21 protein-coding genes are annotated in these 24802 nt (G+C 65.3%); 7 read left to right on the top strand and 14 right to left on the bottom strand.

Annotated elements, in window-relative coordinates:
- Positions 1-126: 126 nt before the first annotated feature.
- A complete protein-coding gene (locus I3J27_RS28590; RefSeq protein ID WP_270162215.1) occupies positions 127-870 on the top strand; it encodes a sulfite exporter TauE/SafE family protein in 744 nt (247 codons plus the stop codon).
- Here the strand turns inward: I3J27_RS28590 and I3J27_RS28595 are convergent.
- From I3J27_RS28595 to I3J27_RS28620, 6 genes are all read right to left on the bottom strand, one after another.
- Positions 867-2147, bottom strand: a complete 1281-nt coding sequence (locus tag I3J27_RS28595; protein WP_270162216.1) for an O-antigen ligase family protein — start codon at positions 2145-2147, stop codon at positions 867-869. The two genes, I3J27_RS28590 and I3J27_RS28595, sit on opposite strands and share 4 nt — an antisense overlap.
- Before the next feature lie 89 nt (positions 2148-2236).
- Complete coding sequence (locus I3J27_RS28600) at positions 2237-3643, bottom strand: MATE family efflux transporter (RefSeq protein ID WP_270162217.1); 1407 nt, start codon at positions 3641-3643, stop codon at positions 2237-2239.
- A 57-nt stretch (positions 3644-3700) separates the two neighbouring features.
- Positions 3701-5500, bottom strand: a complete 1800-nt coding sequence (locus I3J27_RS28605; protein WP_270162218.1) for an ABC transporter ATP-binding protein — start codon at positions 5498-5500, stop codon at positions 3701-3703.
- A 477-nt stretch (positions 5501-5977) separates the two neighbouring features.
- Positions 5978-7156, bottom strand: a complete 1179-nt coding sequence (locus tag I3J27_RS28610; RefSeq protein WP_270162219.1) for an IS481 family transposase — start codon at positions 7154-7156, stop codon at positions 5978-5980.
- 122 nt (positions 7157-7278) lie between these two features.
- Positions 7279-8862, bottom strand: coding sequence for a DHA2 family efflux MFS transporter permease subunit (locus I3J27_RS28615; protein WP_270162220.1), 1584 nt, complete (start codon positions 8860-8862; stop codon positions 7279-7281).
- A 181-nt stretch (positions 8863-9043) separates the two neighbouring features.
- Positions 9044-10366, bottom strand: coding sequence for an HlyD family secretion protein (locus tag I3J27_RS28620; protein ID WP_270162221.1), 1323 nt, complete (start codon positions 10364-10366; stop codon positions 9044-9046).
- A 195-nt stretch (positions 10367-10561) separates the two neighbouring features.
- Between I3J27_RS28620 and I3J27_RS28625 the strand changes: the two genes are divergently transcribed.
- A complete protein-coding gene (locus tag I3J27_RS28625; protein WP_270162222.1) occupies positions 10562-11197 on the top strand; it encodes a TetR/AcrR family transcriptional regulator in 636 nt (211 codons plus the stop codon).
- 54 nt (positions 11198-11251) lie between these two features.
- Complete coding sequence (locus tag I3J27_RS28630) at positions 11252-11587, top strand: DUF6665 family protein (RefSeq protein WP_270162224.1); 336 nt, start codon at positions 11252-11254, stop codon at positions 11585-11587.
- A 10-nt stretch (positions 11588-11597) separates the two neighbouring features.
- Here the strand turns inward: I3J27_RS28630 and I3J27_RS28635 are convergent, their stop codons facing one another.
- The 3 genes from I3J27_RS28635 to I3J27_RS28645 all read right to left on the bottom strand — a co-directional run bounded on the left by I3J27_RS28635 (position 11598) and on the right by I3J27_RS28645 (position 14591).
- Positions 11598-12185: a histidine phosphatase family protein gene (locus tag I3J27_RS28635; RefSeq protein WP_270162225.1), complete on the bottom strand. Its 588-nt coding sequence runs from the start codon at positions 12183-12185 to the stop codon at positions 11598-11600.
- Between the two features lies 1 nt (position 12186).
- Positions 12187-13398 carry an extensin-like domain-containing protein gene (locus I3J27_RS28640; RefSeq protein WP_270162226.1) on the bottom strand — a complete coding sequence of 404 codons (1212 nt, stop codon included), beginning with the start codon at positions 13396-13398 and terminating at the stop codon, positions 12187-12189.
- A gap of 293 nt (positions 13399-13691) precedes the next feature.
- Positions 13692-14591, bottom strand: coding sequence for a DUF2147 domain-containing protein (locus tag I3J27_RS28645; RefSeq protein ID WP_270162227.1), 900 nt, complete (start codon positions 14589-14591; stop codon positions 13692-13694).
- Between the two features lie 195 nt (positions 14592-14786).
- On the opposite strand from I3J27_RS28645, the gene I3J27_RS28650 reads away from it, so the two are divergent.
- Complete coding sequence (locus I3J27_RS28650) at positions 14787-15572, top strand: DUF2147 domain-containing protein (RefSeq protein ID WP_270162228.1); 786 nt, start codon at positions 14787-14789, stop codon at positions 15570-15572.
- 274 nt (positions 15573-15846) lie between these two features.
- Positions 15847-17316: a FecR family protein gene (locus I3J27_RS28655; RefSeq protein ID WP_270172910.1), complete on the top strand. Its 1470-nt coding sequence runs from the start codon at positions 15847-15849 to the stop codon at positions 17314-17316.
- A 343-nt stretch (positions 17317-17659) separates the two neighbouring features.
- Here the strand turns inward: I3J27_RS28655 and I3J27_RS28660 are convergent, their stop codons facing one another.
- Together I3J27_RS28660 and asd are read right to left on the bottom strand one after the other, a co-directional pair.
- Positions 17660-18235: an NUDIX hydrolase gene (locus tag I3J27_RS28660; protein ID WP_270162229.1), complete on the bottom strand. Its 576-nt coding sequence runs from the start codon at positions 18233-18235 to the stop codon at positions 17660-17662.
- A 67-nt stretch (positions 18236-18302) separates the two neighbouring features.
- Positions 18303-19166: an archaetidylserine decarboxylase gene (gene asd, locus I3J27_RS28665; protein WP_270162230.1), complete on the bottom strand. Its 864-nt coding sequence runs from the start codon at positions 19164-19166 to the stop codon at positions 18303-18305.
- A 35-nt stretch (positions 19167-19201) separates the two neighbouring features.
- On the opposite strand from asd, the gene I3J27_RS28670 reads away from it, so the two are divergent.
- Positions 19202-20866 (top strand): aminotransferase class III-fold pyridoxal phosphate-dependent enzyme, encoded by a 1665-nt coding sequence (locus I3J27_RS28670; RefSeq protein WP_270162231.1) that lies wholly within the window; start codon positions 19202-19204, stop codon positions 20864-20866.
- 317 nt (positions 20867-21183) lie between these two features.
- Here the strand turns inward: I3J27_RS28670 and I3J27_RS28675 are convergent, their stop codons facing one another.
- The 3 genes from I3J27_RS28675 to I3J27_RS28685 all read right to left on the bottom strand — a co-directional run bounded on the left by I3J27_RS28675 (position 21184) and on the right by I3J27_RS28685 (position 23747).
- Complete coding sequence (locus tag I3J27_RS28675; protein ID WP_270162232.1) at positions 21184-21843, bottom strand: hypothetical protein; 660 nt, start codon at positions 21841-21843, stop codon at positions 21184-21186.
- Positions 21844-21969: 126 nt separating this feature from the next.
- Complete coding sequence (locus tag I3J27_RS28680) at positions 21970-22659, bottom strand: class I SAM-dependent methyltransferase (protein ID WP_270162233.1); 690 nt, start codon at positions 22657-22659, stop codon at positions 21970-21972.
- Positions 22660-22694: 35 nt separating this feature from the next.
- Positions 22695-23747 (bottom strand): glycosyltransferase family 4 protein, encoded by a 1053-nt coding sequence (locus I3J27_RS28685; protein ID WP_270162234.1) that lies wholly within the window; start codon positions 23745-23747, stop codon positions 22695-22697.
- A 276-nt stretch (positions 23748-24023) separates the two neighbouring features.
- On the opposite strand from I3J27_RS28685, the gene I3J27_RS28690 reads away from it, so the two are divergent.
- Positions 24024-24740, top strand: a complete 717-nt coding sequence (locus tag I3J27_RS28690) for a L,D-transpeptidase (protein ID WP_270162235.1) — start codon at positions 24024-24026, stop codon at positions 24738-24740.
- The last annotated feature ends 62 nt before the right edge of the window (positions 24741-24802 follow it).

The following is a 24802-nucleotide window of genomic DNA, read 5'->3' on the forward strand; positions in this document are numbered from 1 at the left end:
TGCGAGCGCTCGACCACCGCAGATCACGCTTGCGTGCAGCGCGGATTGACCTGCCCGGCCGCAGCCGTGCTATGCGGACGATGGCGGTCGACAATTCGGGATCGCCCAGGCAACAAGGACGATCCGTTGGGAACGCTCACCTACGTGCTGCTGCTGTTCGGCGCGCTGGCCGGCGGCTTCGTCTCGGGCCTGGCCGGCTTCGGCACGGCGCTGATGGCGCTCGGCATCTGGCTCTACGTGCTGCCGCCTTCGCTGGCCGTGCCGCTGGTGCTGATCTGCTCGGTGATTGCGCAGACCTCGACGCTGCCGTCGATGTGGAAGAGTTTTGATCTTTCGTTGGTCTGGCCGTTCCTGATCGGAGGACTGATCGGCGTGCCGCTCGGAACCATGCTGGTCGCCTCCGCCGATCCCAAAGTGTTCAAGCTGAGCGTCGGCGTCCTGATCCTGATCTTCTCGACCGCTCTCTATCTCAACAAGAAGCCGCTCGCCGTCACGTTCGGCGGCCGGATCGCCGACGGCGCGATCGGCTTTGCCGGCGGCATTTTGGGCGGCCTCGCCGGGTTGTCCGGACCGCTGCCGATCCTGTGGGCCAACATCCGCGGCTGGAACAAACACGAGCGGCGCGGCATCTTCCAGCTCTTCAATTTCACCGTGCTCACCACCGCGCTGGTGTTGCAGACCGCGTCCGGCCTCGTCGAATTCAAGGTGGTCTGGCTCGCAGCTGTCGCCTTTCCGGGCACGCTGATCGGTGCATGGGCCGGCGCGCGCGTCTATCACGCGCTGAACGACAAGCATTTTGGCGACGTCGTGCTCGGCCTCTTGTTCCTGTCGGGCCTGACTCTCGTCTGGAACAGTATCGGCGCGTTCTAGCTGTGTGATTTCCTCGCGGCGAGCGCCATGCCGCCGGCGACGCCGACACCGAGCACGTAGATCCAGCCCGAGGTGAAATCGAACAGATGCGTGTTGAGCAGCGAGGAGAGCATGTTCTGCACCACGACCAGCATGCCGATCCAGCAGGCCAGCCCCTCGCCGCGGAACATCAGGAGATGCGCGATCCACAGCGCGTAGAGGACCAGCACGCCGACGATGCCCCACTGCACGGCATTGCTGAGCGTCTGGTTGTGCGGATTGCTGACGATCTCGCCGCGCAGCGGGTCGATGTCCGCATCGACGGCCACGCTCGCGAACAGGCCGCGGATCGAGCCTGTGCCATGACCGATCAGCGGCGCGTCGGCGATGAAGCGCAAAGACTTTCGCCAGTATTCGAGACGTGAGCCCATGCCGCTGATCGAATTGTTCTCGGCCTCCATGCTCCTTTCATAGTCGCTCTGGAATTTTGCGACGGTCGCGCGCAGATGCGGCGAGACGGCCCACAGCAACACCGCGACCAGCGCCGTCGCCCCGACGGCGATGAGGGCCGCACGCCAGCGCAGATGCAGCAGCGCAAATACCAAGACCAGCACCGGAAGCGTCACCAGTGCCGTGCGCGAAACCACGACGAACATCATGTTGGCGAGAAAGCCGATCGACAGGAGCGCGAACAGCGCCGCAAGCCGGAGACGGCCCTGGCGGACCAGCGCCGCGATCGGATAGACGAGCGCGAGAGCGCAGAGCGCGAACTCCTGGCTCTGGTCGATATAGTTGCGCACCGCGATCCCGCTCTCGACCTGATAAGGGCCGCGCGACAGATAGAGTTTGAGCGACAGCCTGGGATCGATCGCGACCGCGAACGAGTAGAGCATCAGCAGCGCGCAGGAGACCAGGAACGCCGCGAACACCCATTTGCCGTAGGGCCAGCGCTCGAACTGGTAGATCAGCAGCGGGATCACCAGCAGCTTTGCCGGCGGCCCGAGCGCGTGCAGCCGCTCGGCCCAGGGCGCATCCGACCAGAGCGTACCGACCAGCGCCAGGACGAACAACGCGATCGGCAGCAGGCAGACCGGACGCAGCAGCGAGCGGGGGAACTCACGGAGATCGACGAACGCGAAGGCGATCAGCCAGGGCACGAGTGCGAAGGTCACACCCGTCGTGCTCCAGGGCAGCAGCAAGGCGACCAGCGCGACGAAACGGGCCGGCGTGCGGTAGCGCGCCGCCCAGATCGCGGAGAGCCAGGACGCTCGCCCTTGCTCGTTCAACACCTCGGTCATGCCGTTCCTTGCAGATTCGCGGCCCACCCACGGCGCGGCAAACTAGCCGGAGCCGTGGGGCGGGGACAAGCGCGCGTCCACTCGGTCTGCTACGCGGGTTCGCGCATGGGAGGCGCAACCGGCTCGGGACTTGTCGGCTCCGCAACTTTCTCCTGCGCTGGCAGCGCAAGGCGCTTTCCGAACTCGCGGCGCAACAGCCACACGCTCAGGGCGGCCTGGAGCGAGGTCGTCGCGATCGACAAATACCAGACGTGCTCCATCCGGAAGCCCGGCCGCGTCGAGAGCCAGATCGACGGCAGGGAATAGGTGAGGACCCGCATGGCCGAGGTCCACAACACCGGCCTGGTGTTGCCAAGCCCCTGGAACATGCTGGAGCAAGTGAAGATCAGCCCCTGCGCCACCATGTTGAGCGAGACGATGCGCAGAAACAGCGCGGCAACCGCCATCGTCTCCTGATCCCTGGAGAAGCCGGCAAGCAACAGACCAGGCACCAGCTGCGCGAGGATCAGGAAAACAATCATCACGGCGGTCGCGATCAGCGCCGCCTTGACAAAGGTCTCCCGCACCCGCGCGCCATTGCCGGCGCCGAAATTCTGGCCGGCGATGGGTCCCGCAGCAAGGGCGATGGCGAGCGCCGGCATCTGGATCAGGCCGAGGAGACGCGTCCCGATGCCAAATCCTGCCTGGGCAGCCGGGCTGAAAACGCTCAGCACGTAATAACCCACGGCCATGATGACGAAGACCATCACGAACTCGCCGCCGGCAGGCAGGCCGACATTGAGGATCCTCTTCCATTGCCGAAGCTGCGGACGCCATTGCGCAGGCCGGAACGCGACGTAGCGCTCCAGCTTGAGAAAATAGCCGAGCAGCATCAGCACGCCGATGAAGACGGCGATCGAGCTGGCAAGGCCTGCGCCGGCCACACCGAACGCGTGTCCGGTGCCCCAGCCCAGGATCAGGACCGGCGCCAGCGCAATATTGATCGCCACGGCAAGCGCCTGCACCAGCATGCTCGGCCGCACGATGCCGGTCGCCCGCAATGCGGATCCCATCACCTGTGTCGCGAATTGCAGCGCCAGCGCCGGCATGAACCAGAGAAGATAGGTCACGCCGGCGTCGATGGTGGCCTCATCGGCGGCGACTGCCCGCATGTAAGGGCGCGACAATGCAAAGCCCGCGACCAGGGTGAGCACCCCGAACAGCACCGACAGGACGACCGACTGGTTGAAGACGAGGTTGGCGTCGCCGCGGTCCTTGCGGCCGACGGCATGCGCGATCAGCGCCACCGCGCCGACGCCGAGCACCTGCATCAGGGCGTTGACGAGAAAGCCCGCATTGCCCGCCGCAGCGACGCCCGCAATCGCGGCCTCGCCGAGGCCCGAGACGAAGTACAGGTCGACCAGCTGGCAGATCATGATCGTGATCATGCCGACCATGATCGGGGGCGCCATGTGCAGGATGTGTCTGACGATGGAGCCGTGTGTCAGGTCGTTCATGTCATTCCATCCTTTGGCAACGTGACAGCGGGACGTTCCGTCCCGCTGCCGTGCGCCTCACTCCGCTGCTGCGACATGCCCGAGCTCCACCACCTGGCGCTCGAACAGGCCGCGATAGATTCCGCCCGGCTTGTTCGCGAGCACGGCATGGGTGCCTTGCTCGACGATCTCGCCGCGGTCGAACACCAGGATGCGATCGAGGCTGCGCACCGTCGACAGCCGGTGCGCGATCACGATCGAGGTGCGGCCCTTCATCAGCCGCTCCATCGCCTGCTGGATCAGCGCCTCCGATTCCGAATCGAGGCTCGATGTCGCCTCGTCCAGGATCAGCACTGGCGCGTCCGCCAGGAAGGCACGCGCCAGCGCCACCCGCTGCCGCTCGCCGCCCGACAGCTTCACGCCGCGCTCGCCGACTAGGGTGCCGTAGCCCTTCGGCAGGCGCAGGATGAAGTCGTGCGCATTCGCCAGCCGCGCCGCCTGCTCGATCGCCTCCAGGCTGGCGCCAGGCCGGCCATAGGCGATGTTTTCGGCGAGCGAGCGGTGAAACAGGATCGGGTCCTGCTGCACGATCGCGATCTGGCTGCGCAGCGAGTGCTGCGTCGCCAGCGCGATGTCCTGCCCGTCGATCAGCACGCGTCCATCCGTGACGTCGTAGAGCCGCTGCACCAGCTTGACGAAGGTGGTCTTGCCGGAGCCGGAGCGGCCAACGAGACCGACGCGTTCGCCGGCGCGGATCGTCAGCGACAGTCCGTCATAGAGCGGCGCGCGATGGCCGCCATAATGGAACGTGACGTCGTCGAACACGATCTCGCCGCCCTCGATCGCGATCGGCCGCGCCTCGGTCGCGTCGGCAATGCCGATCGGCTCGTCGTGGATCGCCACCAGCTCCTCCATGTCGTTGACCGACCGCTGGAGATTGTTGATGTGCATGCCGACGTCGCGCAGGTACGCGTGGATGACGTAGTAGCTGGTCAGCACATAGGTGACGTCGCCGGGCGAGGCATGCCCTGACATCCACAGCAGCACCGAGCCGCCGATCACGGAGCCCCGCAGGCACAGCAGCAGCGAGAGCTGCGCCATGGCGGTGTAGTTGTAGCGAAACCAGGTCCGCCGCACCCGCACGCGCCAGCGGTTGATGACGCGGCCAAGCCGCGCATCCTCGCGCGCTTCGGCGCCGAAGGATTTCACCACGGCGTTGCATGTCAGCGCGTCCGCCAGCGTGCCGCCGACCTTGGTGTCCCAGGCATTGGAGACACGCGCGGCCGGCGCGATGTAGCGCGTCGAGAACAGCACCGTCATCGTGACATAGACCAGCGCGCCGAGCGCGATCACCCCGCCGAGCGCGGTCCAATGCACGCCGAGCAGGATCATCGATCCGATCAGCACGACCAGCGACGGCAGCAGCGCCAGCAGGATGGTGTCGTTCAAGAGGTCGAGCGCCCACATGCCGCGCGTGATCTTGCGCACGGTGGAGCCGGCGAAGGAATTGGCGTGCCAGTCGGTCGAGAAGCGCTGCACGCGCATGAAGGCGTCCTGCGCGACCTCGGACATGATCTTCAGCGTGAACGGCACGATCGCCTGGAGACCTGCGAGCCGCAGCGCCATCGAGGCCGCGCCGAGCGCCACGATGGCGCCGAATGCGACCAGCGCAGCGTGGCGCGCTTCGGGATCGGACGGCCCGCGCGTCAGCGCATCGATCAGGTGCCCCGAGAACACCGGCATGAACAGGTCGGCGGCGGTCGCCCCCAGCAGGCCGATGACGATGGCAAACGTCCGCCCCGGCTGCTTCAGCCAGTGCCGGAACACGAAGGGCAGCACCACGCGTATCGCCGCGGGCTTCTTTGACAGAGCGGTCATGACATCATCCGGCCGCTTTGGCGCGGGCCGGCTCCATCGATGGACGCAGGCCGGCCGCGAGGGCCGAAACGGCGTCACTTAAGACTGATTTTGACTTGGGAAGCGGAGCGATCGGGACACAAAACCCAATCGAAGCTGGCGGAAAGGGCCTCTAGGAGGCCGAGCAGGTACCGAGCCAGAACATCATCGAGCGCGGGCGTACGATCTGCGAATGCGACGAAATCATGCAAATCTCTCCCCGGTTCGATTGAATGAGGTACGCTTTATAGATGTGCTGTTCGCGATTTGCAACGGGGCTTGCGCGAGATCACGCACGAGTGTTGCATTTTGGTGCGGGGAGCTTGGTGCCTACGCCGCCGCCTCAACCTCCGCTGTCATCCTCCGCGAAAGCGGGGGGATCCAGTACGCCGCAGCGGCTGTGGTGAGAGCGAGCTCGCCAACGCCGGTCTCTGGAATACTGGATCGCCCGCCTTCTGTTCAGACCGGGGACATAGCTGACACCTGTTCGGACACATCACTGACAGGTTGGCCATTGGTCAAGTCGATTGATGCGACCTGCCAGCTGGCGAAGAAGATTCCGTAGCGACCGTCGCGGTCGAGCTGCCTGATGGCCAACTGCTCGCCGCAGAAGGCTTGAGGGACTTTCCACATCTGCCCTTTGAAGGCGATGTAGCTCCGGGTCGAGGAGGCGGTGCGAACGATCTCCCCGGCGTCGTATTGCACCTTCGGCACACGATCGGGCATGGCGCGAGAACTCGGCCGGTAGCGATCGGCGGGGATACCCATGCCGAGGCTTTCATGTGGCCGCTCCAGATTGTAGATCGTGCGCCAGTTGTCGAGGGCGCGCTGAACTTCCGCCAGGGTGCGGAACGTGTGCAGAGCGAACACTTCCGCTTTCAAGCTGCGATGGAAGCGTTCGTTCTTGCCTCGGCCCTGAGGATGGCGTGGCCTGGCGTGGATCACCCTGACGCCGAGCTTGAGCAGCCATACCTTCAGCGAGGTCCAGCGAGCGCCGGACGTGTCGCCCCAGGGAGATCCATTGTCGAGGTAAAAGGCCTCTGGCATCCCATAGCGTCGAAAAGTGTCGGTCAGGTGTTTCTGCACGTCTGGGCGCTGCTCGTTGGCGCATGCCTTCAGACACAGGGCATAGCGCGAGTGGTCATCGACCATGGTGAGCGGATGGCAACGCCTCCCGTCGGCAAGCGGCATGTGACCCTTGAAGTCCATCTGCCAAAGCTGATTGGGCGCATCCTTCTCGAACCGGTGGTCTGAAGGGCTTGGCGAAGCCTTCTCGCTCGGCTTGATCCGCTCATTCCGGCACAGGATCTGATGGACCGTCGAAGGCACAGGCACAGCCTGGCCGTCGCGCTTCAGGCAATGGGCAATCTTGCGCGCCCCCCAGGCTGGATGCTTGTCCCGCACAGCCAGGATTTGCGCCTCCACCGCAGGCTCGCTGCGCCTGGGCATGCTCTTCGGACGACGCGGCTGATCCGCCAGATCATGGTCGCCAGCCTGCCAACGCCGCAACCATTTATAGCCCACGTCAGGGCTGATTCCGAACCGCCGGCACAACTCTCGCCGGTTCGCTCCTTCCTGTAAGGCAAGCCGCACAAACTCGCGTCGCTGATCCATTACCGACACCTCGTTCCAGGGCATGGACGGCCTCCCAAATCGACCAATCCAGCCCATTGTGATGTGTCAGCTATGTCTCCGAACACCCGTCAGTGATCTGTCCGGTCTAAACAGCAGGCGGGCGATGACACCGAGGGTGGGCTGCGTCAATGCGCGTCGCCGCCGCCGGTCAGCGCGGCCGGCTTGTTCAGGAGCGTGACCAGCAGGCTGAGGCCGAGATAGAACAGCGTCAATATGAAGAAGGCATCGCCAAAGCTCATCACAACGGCCTGGCGATGCACCAACTGGGACAGCTGCTTCATCGCCATCAGCGTGGAGTCGCCGAGCCCCTGAAACTTCTGCATGAACATGGTCAGGGTTTCGGTTGCCGTCGCGTTGCCCCAGGTCACGCGCTCCTGGAGGCGGGTGATGTGCAGATCGGTGCGGTCGTTGAGCACGGTGTTGATGACGGCGAGGCCCACGGCGCCGCCGAGATTGCGCATCAGGTTGAACAGGCCGCTCGCATTCTTCACCCGATCGGGCGCCAGCGTGCCGAGCGCGATGTTGTTGGTCGGCACCATCGCGAACATCATGCCGACGCCGCGCAGGATCTGCGGCACCAGCAATTCGTAGAAATCGTAGTCGCGCGTGATCCACGTCATCTGGTAGGAGCCGATCGCGAACACGACGAGGCCGAACGCGATCATGTAGCGCATGTCGAGCTTCACCATGAGGCGGCCGACCAGCGGCGCGACCAGGAACATGGTGATGCCGGAGACGACAATGGTCTCGCCGATCATCAGCGCGCTGTAGCCGCGCACTTCGGCCAGATAGCGCGGATAGATGTAGGTCAGGCCGTAGAGGCCGATGCCGATGCAGAATTGCAGGACGCAGCCGATCGCGAAATTGCGGTTGGAGAAAGTGCGTAAGTTGACGATCGGCTCGGCCGCCGTGAAGACGCGCCAGAAGAAGGCGATCGCCGAGACCGCGCAGATCCAGGCACAGATCGCCACCGAGGTGTCCTGCATCCATTCATATTGCGGGCCTTCCTCCAGCACATATTCCAGCGTGCCGAGGAAGGCGGCCATGAACAGCAGGCCCCACCAGTCGAAGCGGTCGAGCAGCTCGAAATGCGGCTCGTCGAAGTCGACCAGGGCCAGCACGCCCAGGGTGATGCCGATGCCCGGCACGACGTTGATGAAGAACAGCCAGTTCCACGACATCAGATCGGTGATGTAGCCGCCGACGGTCGGCCCGATGGTCGGCGCCAGCGTCGCGACCAGCCCGATGATGGGACCGACGATGTGGAATTTCGTGCGCGGGAACACGGTGTAGGCCGAGGCGAACACCGTCGGGATCATGCCGGCGCCCAAAAAGCCCTGAAGCGCGCGCCAGAGGATCATCTCCTCGATCGTCGTGGCGAAGCCGCAGAGCAGGCTCGAAGCGGTGAAGCCGGCCGCCGAGATCGCAAACAGCAGCCGCGTGCCGAAGGCGCGCGACAAAAACCCCGACAGCGGGATCGCGATGACTTCGGCGATCAGATAGGCGGTCTGCACCCAGGAGACTTCGCTGGAGCTCGCCGACAGGCCGGCCTGGATCTCGCTCAAGGAGGCCGAGACGATCTGGATGTCCAGGATCGACATGAACATCCCGAACACCATGATGATGAAGGCGAACAGCCGCTTCGGCGCAATAGTTTCCGAAGCGGGGTTCGCCATCATGGCGGGTGAAGCGGTGGTGGCGTTGGCCATGTGTCAGCTCGGACTCTTCTCACCTCTCCCGCTTGCGGGAGAGGTCGGCGCGAAGCGCCGGGTGAGGGTTTTCTCCTCTTGGGGAGTCTCCCTGGAGGAAACACCCTCTCCCCAGCCCTCTCCCGCGAGCGGGAGAGGGAGCGCACCGGCGCTTGGGGCAAGCATCGGCATTGCAGCAGTCCTATTGCGGGTGGATGGCGGTGGGATCGTCGAGATCGATCTCGCTGTCGGCGTCGGCCGCGCCCTTGTTGGTGTCGACGGTCGCATAGACCGACATGCCGGCACGCAGCAGGCTCTGCTTCGCCACCGATTTCGGCACGCGGATGCGGACCGGCACGCGCTGCACGATCTTGGTGAAATTGCCGGTGGCGTTGTCGGGCGGCAACAGCGTGAACACCGAGCCCGCGCCCGCCGCGATACTGTCGACGACACCGGAGAACTTGCGCATGCCGTAGGCATCGACCTTGATCGTCACCGGCTGGCCGGAGCGGATGCGCTTGAGCTGCGTCTCCTTGAAATTGGCGTCGATGTAGACGTCGTCGAGCGGCACGATGTTGCCGAGGCGCTGGCCGACCGCGACGAAATCGCCGGCGCTGACGAGACGGTTCGAGAACGTGCCGTCGACCGGCGCGCGCACCGCGGTGAAGGCAAGATCGCGCTCGGCCTTGGCGAGCGAGGTCTTGAGCTCGGCGAGTTGCGCCTTGGCTTCGGCCTGCTGCGCCTTGGTGACGTCGACATTGCTGACGGCGACGTCGTAGGCGGCCTGCGCGGCCTTGACCGCGGCGGCGCCCTGGTCGCGTCCGGCTTCGGAGCTTTCGAACGTGGCCCGCGAAGCAAAGCCCTTGCTGCTCAGCGCCTGCTGGCGCTCATAGTCGAGATCGGCGCGCTTGAGGCCGGCTTCGGCGGAGACGAGTTGCGCCTTGGCCTGCGCGACCTGGCTGTCGAGCGCGGCGATCTGGCGGCCGATGCGATCGATGGTGGCCTGCTGGGTTGCGATCCTGGTCGCGGCGGCATCGACCGCGATCCTGTAGTCGCCGTCGTCGATGCGGAAGACGATGTCGCCGGCGCGCACCGGCGTGTTGTCGCCGGCGAGGATCGAGGAAATGTGTCCGGCAACGCGCGCGCCCAGCATGGTGTTGTTGGCGCGGACATAGGCGTCGTCGGTGGAGATGTAGAAGCGGCCGACCAGCGTGTAGTAGCCGGCGTAGCTCGCGGCGGCGAGCGCCAGCACGAGGCCAACGCCCATCAGGACGAATTTGCGCTTGCCGGACTTCGGCGCGCCGCCTGCGGCGGGCGCATCCGGTGAAGGTGCGGCCGGCTTGTCGGTGGCCGGCTTCTCCGGCGCCTCATTGGTGCGGCGCTTGGTTTCCTCGGCCACGTGAGAGCGCAACTGCTCGGCAAGGGCGGCAGGTTTCTCGGTCGCAGCTTCACTGCCCGCCTGCTCCGTCGTCTCCACCGCCTCCTGGCGAAGGACTCGCGCAGCCTGGTCTCTCGATACGGCCATAGAGGCCTCCTCAAAAAAGCGCGACCAGGGACGGCCGCCCCGCGGCCTGTTCCCCCTCGCTTATCCCTAAATACCATTGACCGAACGGTTCGGTCAATATACAAATGTTCCTGATCGGACCCTACTGGCCCGAATCCTTTATTTGCGTTTCATAGTCCGGCACCGCGTCCAGAAAGCTTCCGAGATCCTGAACCAATGGTTGTAGCTGCCAGCGAACATCTGCACGTCATCCAGGAGGAGGACAGCTCCAAGCGCCGCCAGATCCTGGACGGCGCCCGCAAGGTGTTCATGGATCTCGGCTTCGACGGTGCCAGCATGGGCGAGATCGCGCGCGCGGCGCAGGTGTCCAAGGGCACGCTCTACGTCTACTTCGCCGACAAATGCGCGCTGTTCGAGGCCATCCTCGAGCAGGAAGCGCTTCAGCACGGCCAGGTCGTGTTCAATTTCGACCCCGCGCGCGACGCCGAGACCACGCTGAAGGATTTTGGCCGGGCCTACATCCATCTGCTCTGCCGGCCCGGCGGGGGATCAGCGATCCGCACCGTGATGGCGATCGCCGAGCGCATGCCCGATGTCGGCCGCCGCTATTACGCACGGGTGCTGGACAAGACCATCAACCGGCTCTCCGAATATCTCAAAGCCCATGTCGCCTCCGGCGATCTCGGGATCGACGATTGCGATCTTGCGGCGTCACAGTTCATGGAACTGTGCAAGGCCTCGCTCTTCCTGCCCTTCGTGTTCCAGGCCGCGCCCGCACCGTCGGAACAGCGCATGACCGAGGTGGTCGACAGCGCGACGCGGATGTTTCTGGCGGCGTACCGGGCGAAGTAGCAACGGCCGGCGACGCGTTGCGCGGGCCGGTCACGCTCCACTATATTCAGTGCCATGTCCCGTGATCTTCGCCCGCCAGTCGATATCCTTCATTATGAAATCGTCCAGGAACAGGCTTCAGCGCTTGGACGGATGGGCCGCACGCTCGAACAGGCGCTGACGCGCTTGCGCGAGTTCGATGCCGCCCACGCGGAGACACCGGCCGCGATGCAGGCGGCGAGGCGCGAACTGGTGATGGAAGCCGGCCAGGCGCTCTGGATGTTCGTGGTGCAACGTGAGGCGACCGGCTTGCGCGACAGCCGCCACATCATGCGCACCTACAACGTCCCCGGCGAGGTGCAGCGGTGCATGGGGCTGGCCCCCGCCCCGCTCAAGCCAACCTCGAGATAGCTTCGCCGGGCTACGCCCCGATCTCTTCCATTCTGCGCCATCCATGCAGAACACGGCGCCCGTCCCGAGCGAACGCAAAACAATTGCCGCCGCCGCCCGGCTGATCGTGGACGCGGTCGATGGGATGGCCGGCAGTGTGGCAGAACAGCAGCGTGCCGACGGCACCATGGCCGACGAAGAGAATATCGCCGGGACGATTGCACGTCAGCACCACTTCGGCCTCGCGCACGATGCGTGCCTGCGCATCGATCGCGCGCTCCCAGCCGCGAACGCTGAGATGCGGCTCTGCGAAAAATTGATCGGCGACTTGCTCGAACTCGGCCGGCTTCAGGAAGCCCGTCGCCGAGCGGTCGTTCTCGTGCATCGCCTCGCGGATCTCGATCATGATGCCGAGCTTTGCGGCGATGATCTCCGCAGTCTCGATCGCCTTGCGCTCGGCGCTGGAAATGATCTGCGTGGTGTTTGCAAACCAGCTTGCATTCGCGAGCGCTTCAGTGCGCGCACGGCCGACCGCGCTGAGGCCCCATTGCGGCACGGGCACGTCGGGATCGATCTGCACCTGCGGGTGGGTGAGATAGCGGACGATATCGGCGGACATCTTATTCGTCGGCGTATTCGTCTTCTTCGCGCTTCTGCGCGGCGCTCCTGCGACCGAGCGAGCCGGTCACGGAGGGATCGCGCGCATTCGCGTATGGCCTGCGCGATTGCGCACGCGAGGCGACCTCGTCACCGGAGACGGCGGCCGGCTGGCAGATCAAACGGCGGCTGGCGCGGCGCATCAGGTCCACATGGATGTGATCGTAATGATAGACGTTCGAGCCCGGCGCGAGCACCGTGGTGAAATGCGCGCACGCGCCCGACTGCACGTCGCGCAAAAATCCCTGCTCTTCCGGCATGCCGCGCCAGCCATCCTTCACGGTGACGCGGCGGCCGTCGGCGAGCACGAAGGCGGCGATGTCGAGCGCGTTGCCGAAGGCGTGCTCGGAGATATGGGCATGCGAGTTGCCGTTCATGCCGCGGCAGGAATAGGCGGAGATCTGCTTGATCTCGGCGACGCGGACGCCGAACCAGCGCATCGCCGAAGGCTGCACGGTGTCGGCGAGCCAGCGGTCGAGCTCGGACACGATCGGACAGGCCAGCGTCGCGGTCGGCTTGATCGCAACAGGACCGACCGAAGCGACGGGATTGCCCTGCGCCGGGCCGAGACGCGGCAGCGGCGGCTGTGCGGGCGCCTGCGAGTAAGGCGCCGGACCGGGCTGCCGCGCCGGATAGCTCGGCGAATTCATGTAGCGCGCCGCGCCCGCGGCATCGGTGCCCTCGGGCGGCAGGTCGATCTCATCCTCTTGCTGTGCGACGCCGGGCGCGTTCAGCGACATCGGCCCGGACGACGCACCATAGCCGGAGGGCTGGCGCGCCGCGCTGTCGGGATAGTTCGGCCGCTGCGGATAGGACGATGCCGGATAATTCTGGCTCTGCGGATAGGTCGATCGCGGCTGCGTCACCGGCCATCGCGGCTGATTGCCGATGCTGCCGGGCGGGCGCAGTTCCTCATCGGCAAAACCGTAGCTGCTCGAGCCTTCGCCTATTGCGGCGACCTTGAGCGGAAACTCGGCGCCGCACTGGCCGGGACCGGAGATCGGGTCGATGCGGACGATGTCCGCGCTCTCCTTGACCGCCCCCGATTTCAGGCATGCGGCTTCGGCCTCGGCCCGCCACGGTTCACGTTCGGCCTGGAAAAAGCCGCGTCCGCAACCCGCAAGCGAAACAAGGACGATGGAGCCGACGAGATACAAACGAACTCCGCGCGTCATGCACGCACGTTCGGTGAATTTACTTAAAGACTCTTCAACGTGTTGATTTCAGGGTTCTTTAACCATGTTGGCGCGCGAACACGCGCCCGCGATCCGGCATGAGCGGCAGCTAGGCTGACTTTTTCGAAAAGCCACTTTCTGTTAACCATGACGTTGCGCGCCAGGCAGCGCGCATGGAGGGAGCGACCTCATGACGTTCGCCGGGAAACTGAGCGTTGTCACCGCATACCTCGCCATGGCCTTCGTCGGCGCCATCGTGCTCGGCATGATCTAGAACCTCACCGACGGCAGAGCTACGACCGCGCACTCCATTGCCGTGACGTCGTGATCATCTGCTCACGCGGTGCGTCGATGCGCGTCCAGTCGTTGCCGGAGCACCAGAAGCGGCCGAACGCGCAGGCTTCGACGTGGAGCTTGCCGGAGGCCTTCAGGGTCATCGTCCCGTAATAGGTGCTGCCGCTGGAGCGGCTGTAGATGCTGCCGGTCCAGACGTCGTGCGTCTTCGGCTTCATGTTGACGAGCACGCTCTCGCCCCGGTTGGAGGCTTCCGTGAGCGCGAAACCGCACAATGCGGGACCGCAGCGTTCGATGCGAACCGTGCCCTTGGCGCCGGTGCTCTCCCATTCGCCGAGCGGCGAATAGGCCGGCTCATCGTCACTGCGCTGTGCGATCGGTGCCGCTGGCTTGATCTCGGGCCGCGGGGCGGCGACCGGCGGATCGAGCGTAACAGCCTTCGGCGGATCGACGCGCTGCAGATCGACCCGCGGCGGACTGGGGCTCGGCGCCTCGGCCCTTGGCGCCTCTAACCTTGGCGCCTCTAACCTTGGTGCCTCCAATCTTGGCGCAGGCGGCGGCACGACAGACTGCGACGTCGTTGCGGCAAGGACGGGGACCGGCGGCGCCGGCGGTGCGGCAATTGTCGCCTGTGGCGGCCGAACCGGGGCGGCCGGATAAACCGGCTGCGGCGGCTGGACAATTGGCGCAGGCGGCGGTGTGGATGCCGTGCCGACATCGTCCGTTGTCCGCAAGCGGCGATCGGACACCGAAACACAGGACGTGGACCGGCAATTGCGCGGCGCTTCGACATGGAACCGGTGACCGCCGATCGAGAAGGAGTAGGAACCGGCCTCGGCTGAAGGCGCCATCGCCAGCAGTGCGATCAATGTGCCAAGCGAAGTCACAAGCCGCGTCATCGGCGCCTCCCTCTGTGTCGCGACGACGTTACGCGGGATGGACCACGGCTGAATGTGCGCTGGCTCACCCAGGCGGCGCGAGCCGTAGTGACGTCCATCACAGAAAGCCGGAGGGAGCAGGCGTAGGGTCGAACCACGCTTCATCCACCCGCGACACCAGTCCATACCGGGACCGCACAAATTTCGGAGGTTGTCATGAACAAGCTCACCATCGCCGCCACCGCGCTCTTCCTCGCCTCGACCGCCGCCGCGCATGCCGGCAATACGATCTCGTTCCAGATCGAGGGCCAGCACATCCGCATCGAGACGCCGCGCAATTGCGCCTCGCTCAACTGCGTGACCATCGTCGCGCCGGGCCTGTCGGACAAGCCGATCAAGCTGAACAACATCAACCTCAAGGGCCTTGGCGGCTCCAAGGACGACGACGTCGACAATACGCCGGCTCCGGCCACGACCGCACAGCCCGCGCCGGCTCCGGTGCAGCAGCAGCCCGTGCAGCAGGCCCCGGTGCAGGCGACCGCGCCGGCCGCGCCTCCGGCGCCCGCTCCGGCCACGACGGTTGCCGCCGCGCCGACCACCACCTACGACAACACCGCACAGCCCGCGCCTGTTGCGGCTCCGGCTCCCGTTGCTGCGCCCGCCCCTGTCGCGGCTGCTCCCGCGCCGGCTCCGGTGGCCGCCGCGCCCGTGGCGGTTGCCAACTCGCCGATCGGCGTCTGGGCGACCGAGGAGAACAAGGGCAATGTCCGCGTCGAGCAGTGCGGTGCCAACCTTTGCGGTTACGCCCAGAAGACCAACGAGCGCATCCTGATCAACATGAAGCCCGAAGGCTCGAAGTGGAGTGGCCGCATCCATGATCCCGACTCCGGCCGCAACTACGACTCGACCATCGCGATGAAGGGCCCGAATGCGATGCGCGTGCAGGGCTGCGCCTTCGGCGGCATGTTCTGCGGCGGCCAGACCTGGAAGCGCGTGAGCTGACACCGCAGGTGTCATCCCTTACTATCGAGATCCCGGGTGATGCAAACCATCAACCCGGGATTTCGCGCGACAGCTCCACTTTATCTCCTCACCCTGAGGAGCCTGCGCAGCAGGCGTCTCGAAGGGCGCGGCCCGGCTCTCGATCATGAGGAGAGAGAGCTTCGTTTGAACGTTCACCGCCCCGTGCGACACATGTTCATCCGCCATTCAGCTACTCCCGGCTGAAATCCCAGATCTCGCCTCGCGTTCTCACCGGGACCTCCTCGTGACTTCATTGGTCGTCTGGCGCCGCTTCGTCGTCGCGCTTGCTTTGCTGGCCTTGCCGCCGGCCGGCACGAATGTGGCATTCGCATCCGAGACAATCGAGCTTGCGCAAGCGCAACCACAGGCGCAGCCACAAGCGCAGCCGACACCGGCCCCCTCCCCGACGCCATCGGCTTCGCCGACACCAGCCGCGGATGCGCAGCCCGCCGCCGTCGAGCCGATCGGCAACGTCGCGACCGTGACGGGAATCGCAACCGTGATCCGCGACAAGAATTCGTATCCGCTGCGCGTGCGGGACGACATCTATCTCAACGACGTCGTGCAGACCTCGTCGAACTCCTCGCTCGGCATCACCTTCGACGACGCGACCACGTTCAATCTCTCGGCCAGTTCGAAGATCACCATCGACAGTTACGTCTATGAGGACGGCGGCAAGCAGAACGCCGGCGTCTTCGACATCGGCAAGGGCACGGTCGCGTTCGTCGCAGCGGCGGTGGCGAAGACCGGCAGCATGAAGATCACGACGCCGACCGCGACGCTCGGCATCCGCGGCACCACCGGTGTCGTCGACGTGCCCGAAAATGCGGCCGCCGGCAGCAGGAACAACGTCAACATCAAGCTCTATCCCGATGCCGACGGCCGGGTCGGACATATCGACGTCGACGACCGCACCAGCGGCACGCGGCTCGGCGCGCTGACGCAAGGCGCGAGCGGCTTTGCGATCCGGCCCGGCGCGGCCGCCGCCGGAATCATGCGCTTTGCCGCGGTGCCGATCACGATCGCCCCGCAGCAGATCGCGCGCGACCGCGGCTTCGTCGGCCAGGTGCATCTGGCGCAGACCACGGGCCGGCAGATCGTCACCGAGCAGCGCGACTTCCGTCGCGCCAATCCGGCCGCGAGCCCGCGCCTCCCGCGGCCGTTCCAGCCGCAACAGCAGCAATTGCGGCCGAACACGCCGCCCGGACAACAGCCGCAGCGGCCGAACGGCCAGCCCGGTCAGAACAACCGGCCGGGCCAGCAGCAGCCGGGCGCACCGGACCGCCAGGGAACGCAGACGCCGCAACGGCAGGGCCAGGGACAAGGTGGCGCGGTGCAGCCGGGCAACCCGCGCGCGGGCCAGGGTCAGCAGCAGCGAGGCCAGCAGCAACAGGGGCAGCAGCAGCCCGGCCAGCAACAGCAAGGTGCGGGACGTCCAGGTGCACCGCGTGCCGGACAAGCCACCCAGCCCAACGGCACGCCGCAAACCCAGCCGCAGCGAGGCGGACAGATTCAGCCCGGTGGTATCGTGCCGCCACAGCAAGGTGGAACACCGCAGCCGCAACAGCCGCGCACCGGCATGCAGCCTGGACAACCGCCCGCTGCTCAACAGCCGGGCCTGCAGCGCCCTGGCGGATTCCAGCAGCGCCTCCCCGCCGCGCCGCGCCCCGCGGCGCCGCGCAGACCGGCGCCTGCTCCGAAGGAGAAGAAGGAGCGGCGGTGACTCTTTCTTCCTTCTCCCCTTGCGGGAGAAGGTGGCATAGGTGGCCTTCGGCCGCCGTTCTTAAGAACGCCGAAGTGGAGCTTCGGCTATGGCGCCGGATGAGGGGGTGGTTCGGCAAGCTCTCATGCAAGAGGCTCGCGTGCGGAGACATACCCCTCACCCGTCTCGCCGCTTCGCGGCGAGCAACCCTCTCCCGCAAGGGGAGAGGGTACAGCATCAGCGCGGCAGCCCTCTCCTCCGTCATTGCGAGCGCAGCGAAGCAATCCAGAGTCTTTCCGCGGAGGGATTCTGGATTGCTTCGCTGCGCTCGCAATGACTGCTTGGAGAGAGCGAGTGCGAGACCTCACGCCTCGCCGCGCAGCCAGGCCTTCACCTTCTGCAACAGACCGTGCCGCAGCTCGTCGACGGAGGCCGCTTCAGCCGGCGTCAGCGTCTGCAAGGCCGCATCGATGTCGTCGGCCGTCGGTTCAGGAGTGGGCGTCGGCTCGACCGCCGGCGGCGACGCCAGTCCTGCCGCCGCGAGCGCGATCGGGCCGACTTGCGTCAGGAACGCGCGCTCATATTCGCGCGACAGGCGCGCGAGCGCGTCGTCCAGTGTCAGCCAATCGACCGCCTTGATGTCGTTCATCAGCTTGCGGACCGGACCGCCTTCGGCCTCCATCCGCCAGAAATGCACGACCTTGGAGCGCCCGCCCGACCGGTAGACGAGTGTGCCGAGGAATTCGTGGATGGCCACATTGTGGCCCGTCTCCTCCAGCACCTCGCGATGCGCGGCTTCTTTCGGTGTCTCGCCGTCGTCGAGCTTGCCCTTGGGCAAGACCCATTCATTGCGCTTGCGCTGGCGCACGACTGCAACCAGCGGCGGCGCCCCACGCCGCAACACAATACCACCCGCCGCCATCACCGGCGCCCGCGCCATCACCAAACCCGTGTCGTCAAATCGTCCCCGAGAGACGATATAGGCGGCGGGGACGGCGGATTGAAGGCTACTTTTTGCTCAACAGCGCTTGACCGGCGCGGATGCGCGTACCTTCGGCGATGCCGTCGCAGAACGAAAAATCGCCGGGCGCGAGGATGATGATGGTCGAGCCGTGCTCGAACCAGCCGAGCTCCTCGCCCTTGGTCACGTTGACGTCGCAGGGGAAATTGACCGGGCCCTTCGTCTGCGCGTTCAGCACCATGTCGAGGAAGTGCAGGCGGATGCTCGCAACCAGGATCGCGGCAACCGGCACGAGTGTCACCGCCTCGCCTGTCGACAAATGCGTGCGGATCACCGCGCGCTCGTTCTTGCAGAACAGCCGCTCGACCCGCTTCAGCGCGATCGGGTTGACGTTCCAGACGTCGCCATGGATCAGCGTGACGCGTTCGATATGCGCGTCAAACGGCGCATGGAAGCGGTGATACATGCTCGAGGTCAGCCGCAGCGTGACGAAGGAGCCGTTGCGGTGCTGATCGACCAGCGCGGAATCGCCGAGCAAATCGAGCAGCGAATAGGGCGCGCCCTTGACCTGGAACAGCTCGGTGTCGGCGATCCGGCCATGGGCGCCGACGATGCCGTCCGAGGGGCTGGCGACAACGGATGGATCCGGATCAAAGGGGCGCAGGCCCGGCTTCAGCTCCCGGGTGAAGCAATCGTGCAGGCTCTTGAAGTGGGTCTTGCGCGCCTCCGACAGATCAAGGTCGGAGAACAGCTTCCACAGCGCGATCGAGGCGTCCCGCACCAGGGGATTCTCGATCTTGGAGAACCAGCCCATGAAGCGGGTCAGGGCCGCGCGGGGGATGCGGTTGGTCAACAGGAAGTTGAGGTCTTCCTGCTGGGTGAAAGAGGCGATGAGGGCTTTGACTGTCATGAATCTGTCAGCTCACAGTATTAGCGCTTGTTGTCATGGAAACGACACTCCCGATTCTCTCATTTTCCGTGGCCGCCGCAGCGTCCGCTGCCGCCGTCCTCCCGAAGATCAAGGCGCGGGTCGAGTTGTCCCGCGCCAAGCATCGCTCGCTCGCCGGGCACTCCAAGATGTCGCGGCGGGTGGCAAAGCTGCTGCCGTTCTACGAGTTCGAGGGTGACAAATATTTCGGCTGCGACGGCGCGCCGGCGAATGTGGTGATGCAGCGCAAGGACGCCTTCTTCCGGCTCGCGCGAATCTACGCCGATCGCTACCCCAAGGGCCGCGCGATGACGAAGGAGGCGGCGGAGACGATCTCCGACCTGAACTTCACCGAGAGCTACCGCGTGCCGTTCCAGTTCTCGCGTCTCGTCCGCGAACATCTGGGCACCTCGACCTTCATGGAATCGTCGAGCGGCGTCACCGTCACCGATGTCGACGGCAACACCTCCTACGACCTCACGGGCTCCTACGGCGTCAACATCTTCGGCAACGACTTCTACAAGGAGTGCATCGAGGGCTCGGAGAAGCGGGCGCATGCGCTCGGCCCGGTGCTCGGCCCCTACCATCCCGTCATCCTCGAGAACGTGCAGCGGCTCCGCCAGATCTCGGGTCTCGACGAAGTCTCGTTCCACATGTCCGGCACCGAGGCCGTGATGCAGGCGGTGCGCCTGGCGCGCTACCACACCAAGCGCACGCATCTGGTTCGTTTCGCCGGCGCCTATCACGGCTGGTGGGGCGACGTGCAGCCCGGCGTCGGCAATCCGATCGCCGCGCACGAGACCTACACGCTCTCCGAGATGTCCGAGAAAACGCTGCACGTGCTGCGCACGCGGAAGGACATTGCCTGCGTGCTGGTCAATCCGCTGCAGGGTCTGCATCCGAACGGTAACGCGCCCGGCGATTCCTCGCTGGTCGATAGCTCCCGCGGCGGCAACTTCGATCGCGCGGCGTACACCGAATGGCTCAAGAAGCTGCGCGAAGTCTGCACCGAGCGCGGCATCGTGCTGATCTTCGACGAGGTCTTCGTCGGCTTCCGTCTCGCTGCCGGCGGTGCCCAGGAATATTTCGGCGTCAAGGCCGACATGGTGACCTACGGCAAGAGCCTTGCCGGCGGCCTCCCGGTCGGCGTTGTCTGCGGCAAGAAGGAGCTCATGCGCCGCTTCCGCGACGACCGCCCCGCCGACATCTGTTTCGCCCGCGGCACCTTCAACTCGCATCCCTACGTCATGACGGCGATGGACGAGTTCCTGAGTCGGCTCGCCAGCCCGAACTTCCGCGCCATCTATGACGGCCTGGATGCGACCTGGAACGGCCGCGTCCAGAAGCTCAACCAGATGATGACCGACGCCAAGCTGCCGGTGCAGTTCGCCAACTTCTCGTCGATCTGGACGGTGAAATACACCACCCCGTCCCGCTACAACTGGATGCTGCAATATTATCTGCGCGCCGAAGGCCTGTCGCTGAGCTGGGTCGGCACCGGACGGCTGATCTTCAGCCTGAACTACACCGACGCCGACTTCACCGAGGTCGCCGAGCGTTTCGTCCGCGCCGCCGAAAAGATGAAGGCCGACGGCTTCTGGTGGCACGACGGCGTGCTCACCAACAAGCAGATCAAGCGGCAGATCCTGAAAGAGATGCTGGCCAAGCGTTTTGGCCGCTGAGGCCGACACGGACACTGCTCTTCCGTCCCCTCGCGCGCGGCGAGTGCATCGCTCTTGGAAAAAGCTTGGCGAAGAGTTCGCTCGCGGCCATCCTTCGAGACGCCCGCCTTTGGAGGGCTCCTCAGGATGAGGACTGGCTTCGCGGGAAAATCCTTGACCCTCATGGTGAGGAGCCCGCGATAGCGGGCGTCTCGAACCATGCAGGCCGAGTTCGTCCGGCATCATAGGCGAAGCAGCCCCCAAGACGTGGATGCCCGGCACGAAGCCGGGCATGACGCAACCATCAGACATCGGAGTGTTCAGTGAGACCGGCGCGCTCAGGCGTGCTGCTCTTCGAGCGTGGGTTCGTCGATGAAGCCCAGCGTGTGCTCGGGGTTGAGGTGCAGGCCGGGGTCCATCAGTTCGCCGCGCATCAGAGCGAGCGGAGCATTACGATAGAGCATCAGGTCGTGGAACGGGTCGGTCAGGATCTTGGTCATCCAGACGAGGCCGGTCTCGACGTCGCGGATGAAGAACAGGTGCACGGTGCGGAACAAGAGACCGCCGCCACCGATCACCAGCCAGATCTTGGCGACCTGCCGCATGAAGTCGGTCGCGGAAGCCCAGGGCGTGAACAGGCCGAACAGCGTGGGGTCGACGAACAGCACCAGCGGCGATGCCGCCCAGATCGCCATCAGCACGACCTTGCGCTGAAGGTTGTAGCCGACCTTGATGTCTTCCTTGTACTCGTGCGTCGCCTGGTTGATGTGGTCGTAATCGTGCGGCTCGAAGAAGAAGTGACCGGCCTGGCGCGAGGTCATCGAGACCAGCCAGCCGACCAGGGCGGAGATCATGGGATCGACGAACAGCCAGACATAGGCGAAGAGAAAGCTCAGCGCGCTGACGAAGTGCAGGCTCTGATTGATGCGGCTGTGGTGATAGTAGCGATGGTCGTCCCAGCGCTGGATCCGCAGCTGCTCGAGATAATTCTTGATCATGCTCTCCCCCAAAATGCTTTCGGGTTCAGGATTTACAGGGATTCGATGTAGGCCGTGTGACATCATCATTTTGTCATGTGACGATGTGCAGCGGCGCGATGACGCACGCGACACGTGAGCTTCAGGTCAGGCTGCCTTGGCGATGTCGACCTTGCGGAAGCGCACCAGTGAGAAATGGCCGAACGGCGGAATCAGGCGACGCTCGGCGAGCTCGATGCCGCTCGCGCCCGAGAGCCACTTGGCGTAGCGCGACCAGGCGAACTCGGCGGTGCGGAAGCCGAGCGGACGCACCACCGGCTGGAGCTTCTGCTCGATGAAGCGGCGCATGCCGGTGTCGGCGCTGACGCGGGTGAGGATGATCAGCTCGCCGCCCGGACGCAGCACGCGGGCGAATTCGTCGAGCGCCGTCTCCGGGTTCGGTACGGCGGTGACGACATACTGCGCCATCACGACGTCGAAGGAATTGTCGGGGAATTCGAGCTTCTCGGCATCCATCACCGCGAGGCCCTCGACGTTCTTCAGATTGCCCTCGCTGACGCGGCGGCGCGCCTTGTCGAGCATCGCCTCCGAAATGTCGGTGCCGAAGATGCGCAGGTTCGGCGCATAGAGCGGCAGCGAGATGCCGGTGCCGACGCCGACCTCGAGCACGCGCCCGCCGATCTTGTTGGTGGCCGCGATCGCGGCCTGCCGGCCCTTGGCGAACACACCGCCGAACACGAGATCGTAGACGGGGGCCCAGCGGTCATAGGCCTGCTCGACCGTGCCGCGGGTGAGGTCAAGCTGCTGGGTGCCGTCAAGGTTCATGATCTTAGCCATCGATGAGGTTCTCGCTGTGGTTCAAACAAAAAGGGTCAACCGCGCACCGGCCGCCGCGCCATGCGAGGCGAGGCACGCAGGACGCGACTGGGCTGAAGTGAGGTGAGATTGCCGACGAACTGGCGCGCGCTGTTCTCCCAGGAGCGCTCCAGCGCGAAGTTGCGGCAGGTCTCGCGCGACATGGTGAGTGCGCGCAGGCACGCGGTACGCAGATCATGGTCGATCGCGCCGATCGGGTGATCGGCGATGACGTCCTTCGGGCCCGTCACCGGAAACGCCGCAACCGGCGTGCCGCAAGCGAGCGCCTCGAGCTGCACGACGCCGAAGGTGTCGGTCAGGCTGGGAAACACGAACACGTCGGCGGCGGCGAGATGCGCAGTGAGATCCGCGCCCTTCTTCTCGCCGAGGAAGACGACATCGGGGTATTTCTTTTCGAGCGCCGCCTTCTGCGGGCCGTCGCCGACGACGACCTTGGTGCCGGGCAAATCGAGCGAGAGGAACGCTTCGAGGTTTTTCTCCACGGCGACGCGGCCCATGGTCATGAAGATCGGACCGGGCAGATCGAGCTTGGCCGGATGATCCGGGTGGAACAGCTCGGTGTTGACGCCGCGCGTCCAGAAGCCGAGCCGCTTGAAGCCGCGCTCGGACAGCTCCTGCCGCAGCGAGGGCGTCGCCACCATGGTCATGGCGGCGGCATCGTGGAAGTGGCGCAGCACGGCATAGCCGACGCTCGCGGGGATACCGGTTCGCACCGAGACGTATTCCGGAAAGCGCGTCGTATAGGACGTCGTGAAGGCGAGCCCGTTGCGGCGGCAATAAGCGCGCGCGGCCCAGCCGATCGGGCCTTCGGTCGCAATGTGCAACGCTTCCGGCGCCGCCTTCTCGATCCGCCGCGCGATCTCCTTGCGGCTCGGCAGCGCGATACGCAGGCCCGGATAGGTCGGCAGCGGCCAGGACGGAAAGCCGTCCGGGGTCAGGAAGTCGATCTCGACATCGAGGGCCTTGGCCGCGTTCGCCAGCGAGGTCAGCGTCCGGACCACACCGTTGACCTGCGGATGCCAGGCGTCGGTCGCGATTAATACCCGCATGGGGAAATCCCGAGAGTTTGATGATTCTCGGTTTACGACCATCAACGAAGGATATTTCAGGCGTGTGACGTCACAGAAGTGTCGGCCCGCTGTTTTGTTCGTTAACGGACCCCTGCGGCCACGAAACTGTCATGAAACAATCCTTGCCGCCATGAAACCGTTTTCGGTTTTCCGCGCAAACGTCCCGAAACTTCTTTCCGTTAGTGATCCAGGCAACAGAGCACCGCAACGGTGCCGCGGTGGTCATTGAAACACCGAGCAAACAGGGGCGATCACATGTTCAATCTGGATACTTTCAGGAATTATTCGCGCGCCGTTGCCTTCGGTGCAGTTGCGGTCTCCGCGATCGCGTTCGCAGGTGCAGCCGAGGCGGCGCCGGTGCAGCTCTTCCCGTTCTTCCAGCCGCTGCCGCCGATGACCGCGCCGCAGCCGATGCAGCCCTATCAGCCCTATCAGGCGCCGACCTATCAGACCGAGCCGTCCGAGGACCAGGATGCGGTCGAGATGCCGGCGCGCTTCCGCCGCCAGACCGTCTCCTACGCGACGCGCGAAGCGCCGGGCACCATCATCATCGATACGCCGAACACCTATCTCTATTACGTGCTCGGCAACGGCCAGGCGCTGCGCTACGGCATCGGCGTCGGCCGCGACGGCTTCACCTGGTCCGGCGTCCAGTCCGTGACCCGCAAGGCCGAATGGCCGGCCTGGACTCCGCCGCCGGAGATGATTGCCCGCCAGCCCTATCTGCCGCGCCACATGGCCGGCGGCCCGGGCAACCCGTTAGGCGCCCGCGCCATGTATCTCGGCGGCACCATCTACCGCATCCACGGCACCAACGCCCCCGACACCATCGGCAAGCGCGTCTCGTCCGGCTGTATCCGCCTGACCAACGACGACGTCTCGGACCTCTATTCCCGCGTCAACGTCGGCACCAAGGTGATCGTGCTGCCGATGACGGAGCGCCGCGCGGATCTCGGAGCTGCGACGCGCTGAGCGACAGGACATTGTGACGCAAACGGCCCCGGAACCCACCGGGGCCGTTTTCGTTTGCCCTC

The organism is Bradyrhizobium xenonodulans, assembly GCF_027594865.1.
In the GTDB taxonomy this organism is placed as follows: domain Bacteria; phylum Pseudomonadota; class Alphaproteobacteria; order Rhizobiales; family Xanthobacteraceae; genus Bradyrhizobium; species Bradyrhizobium xenonodulans.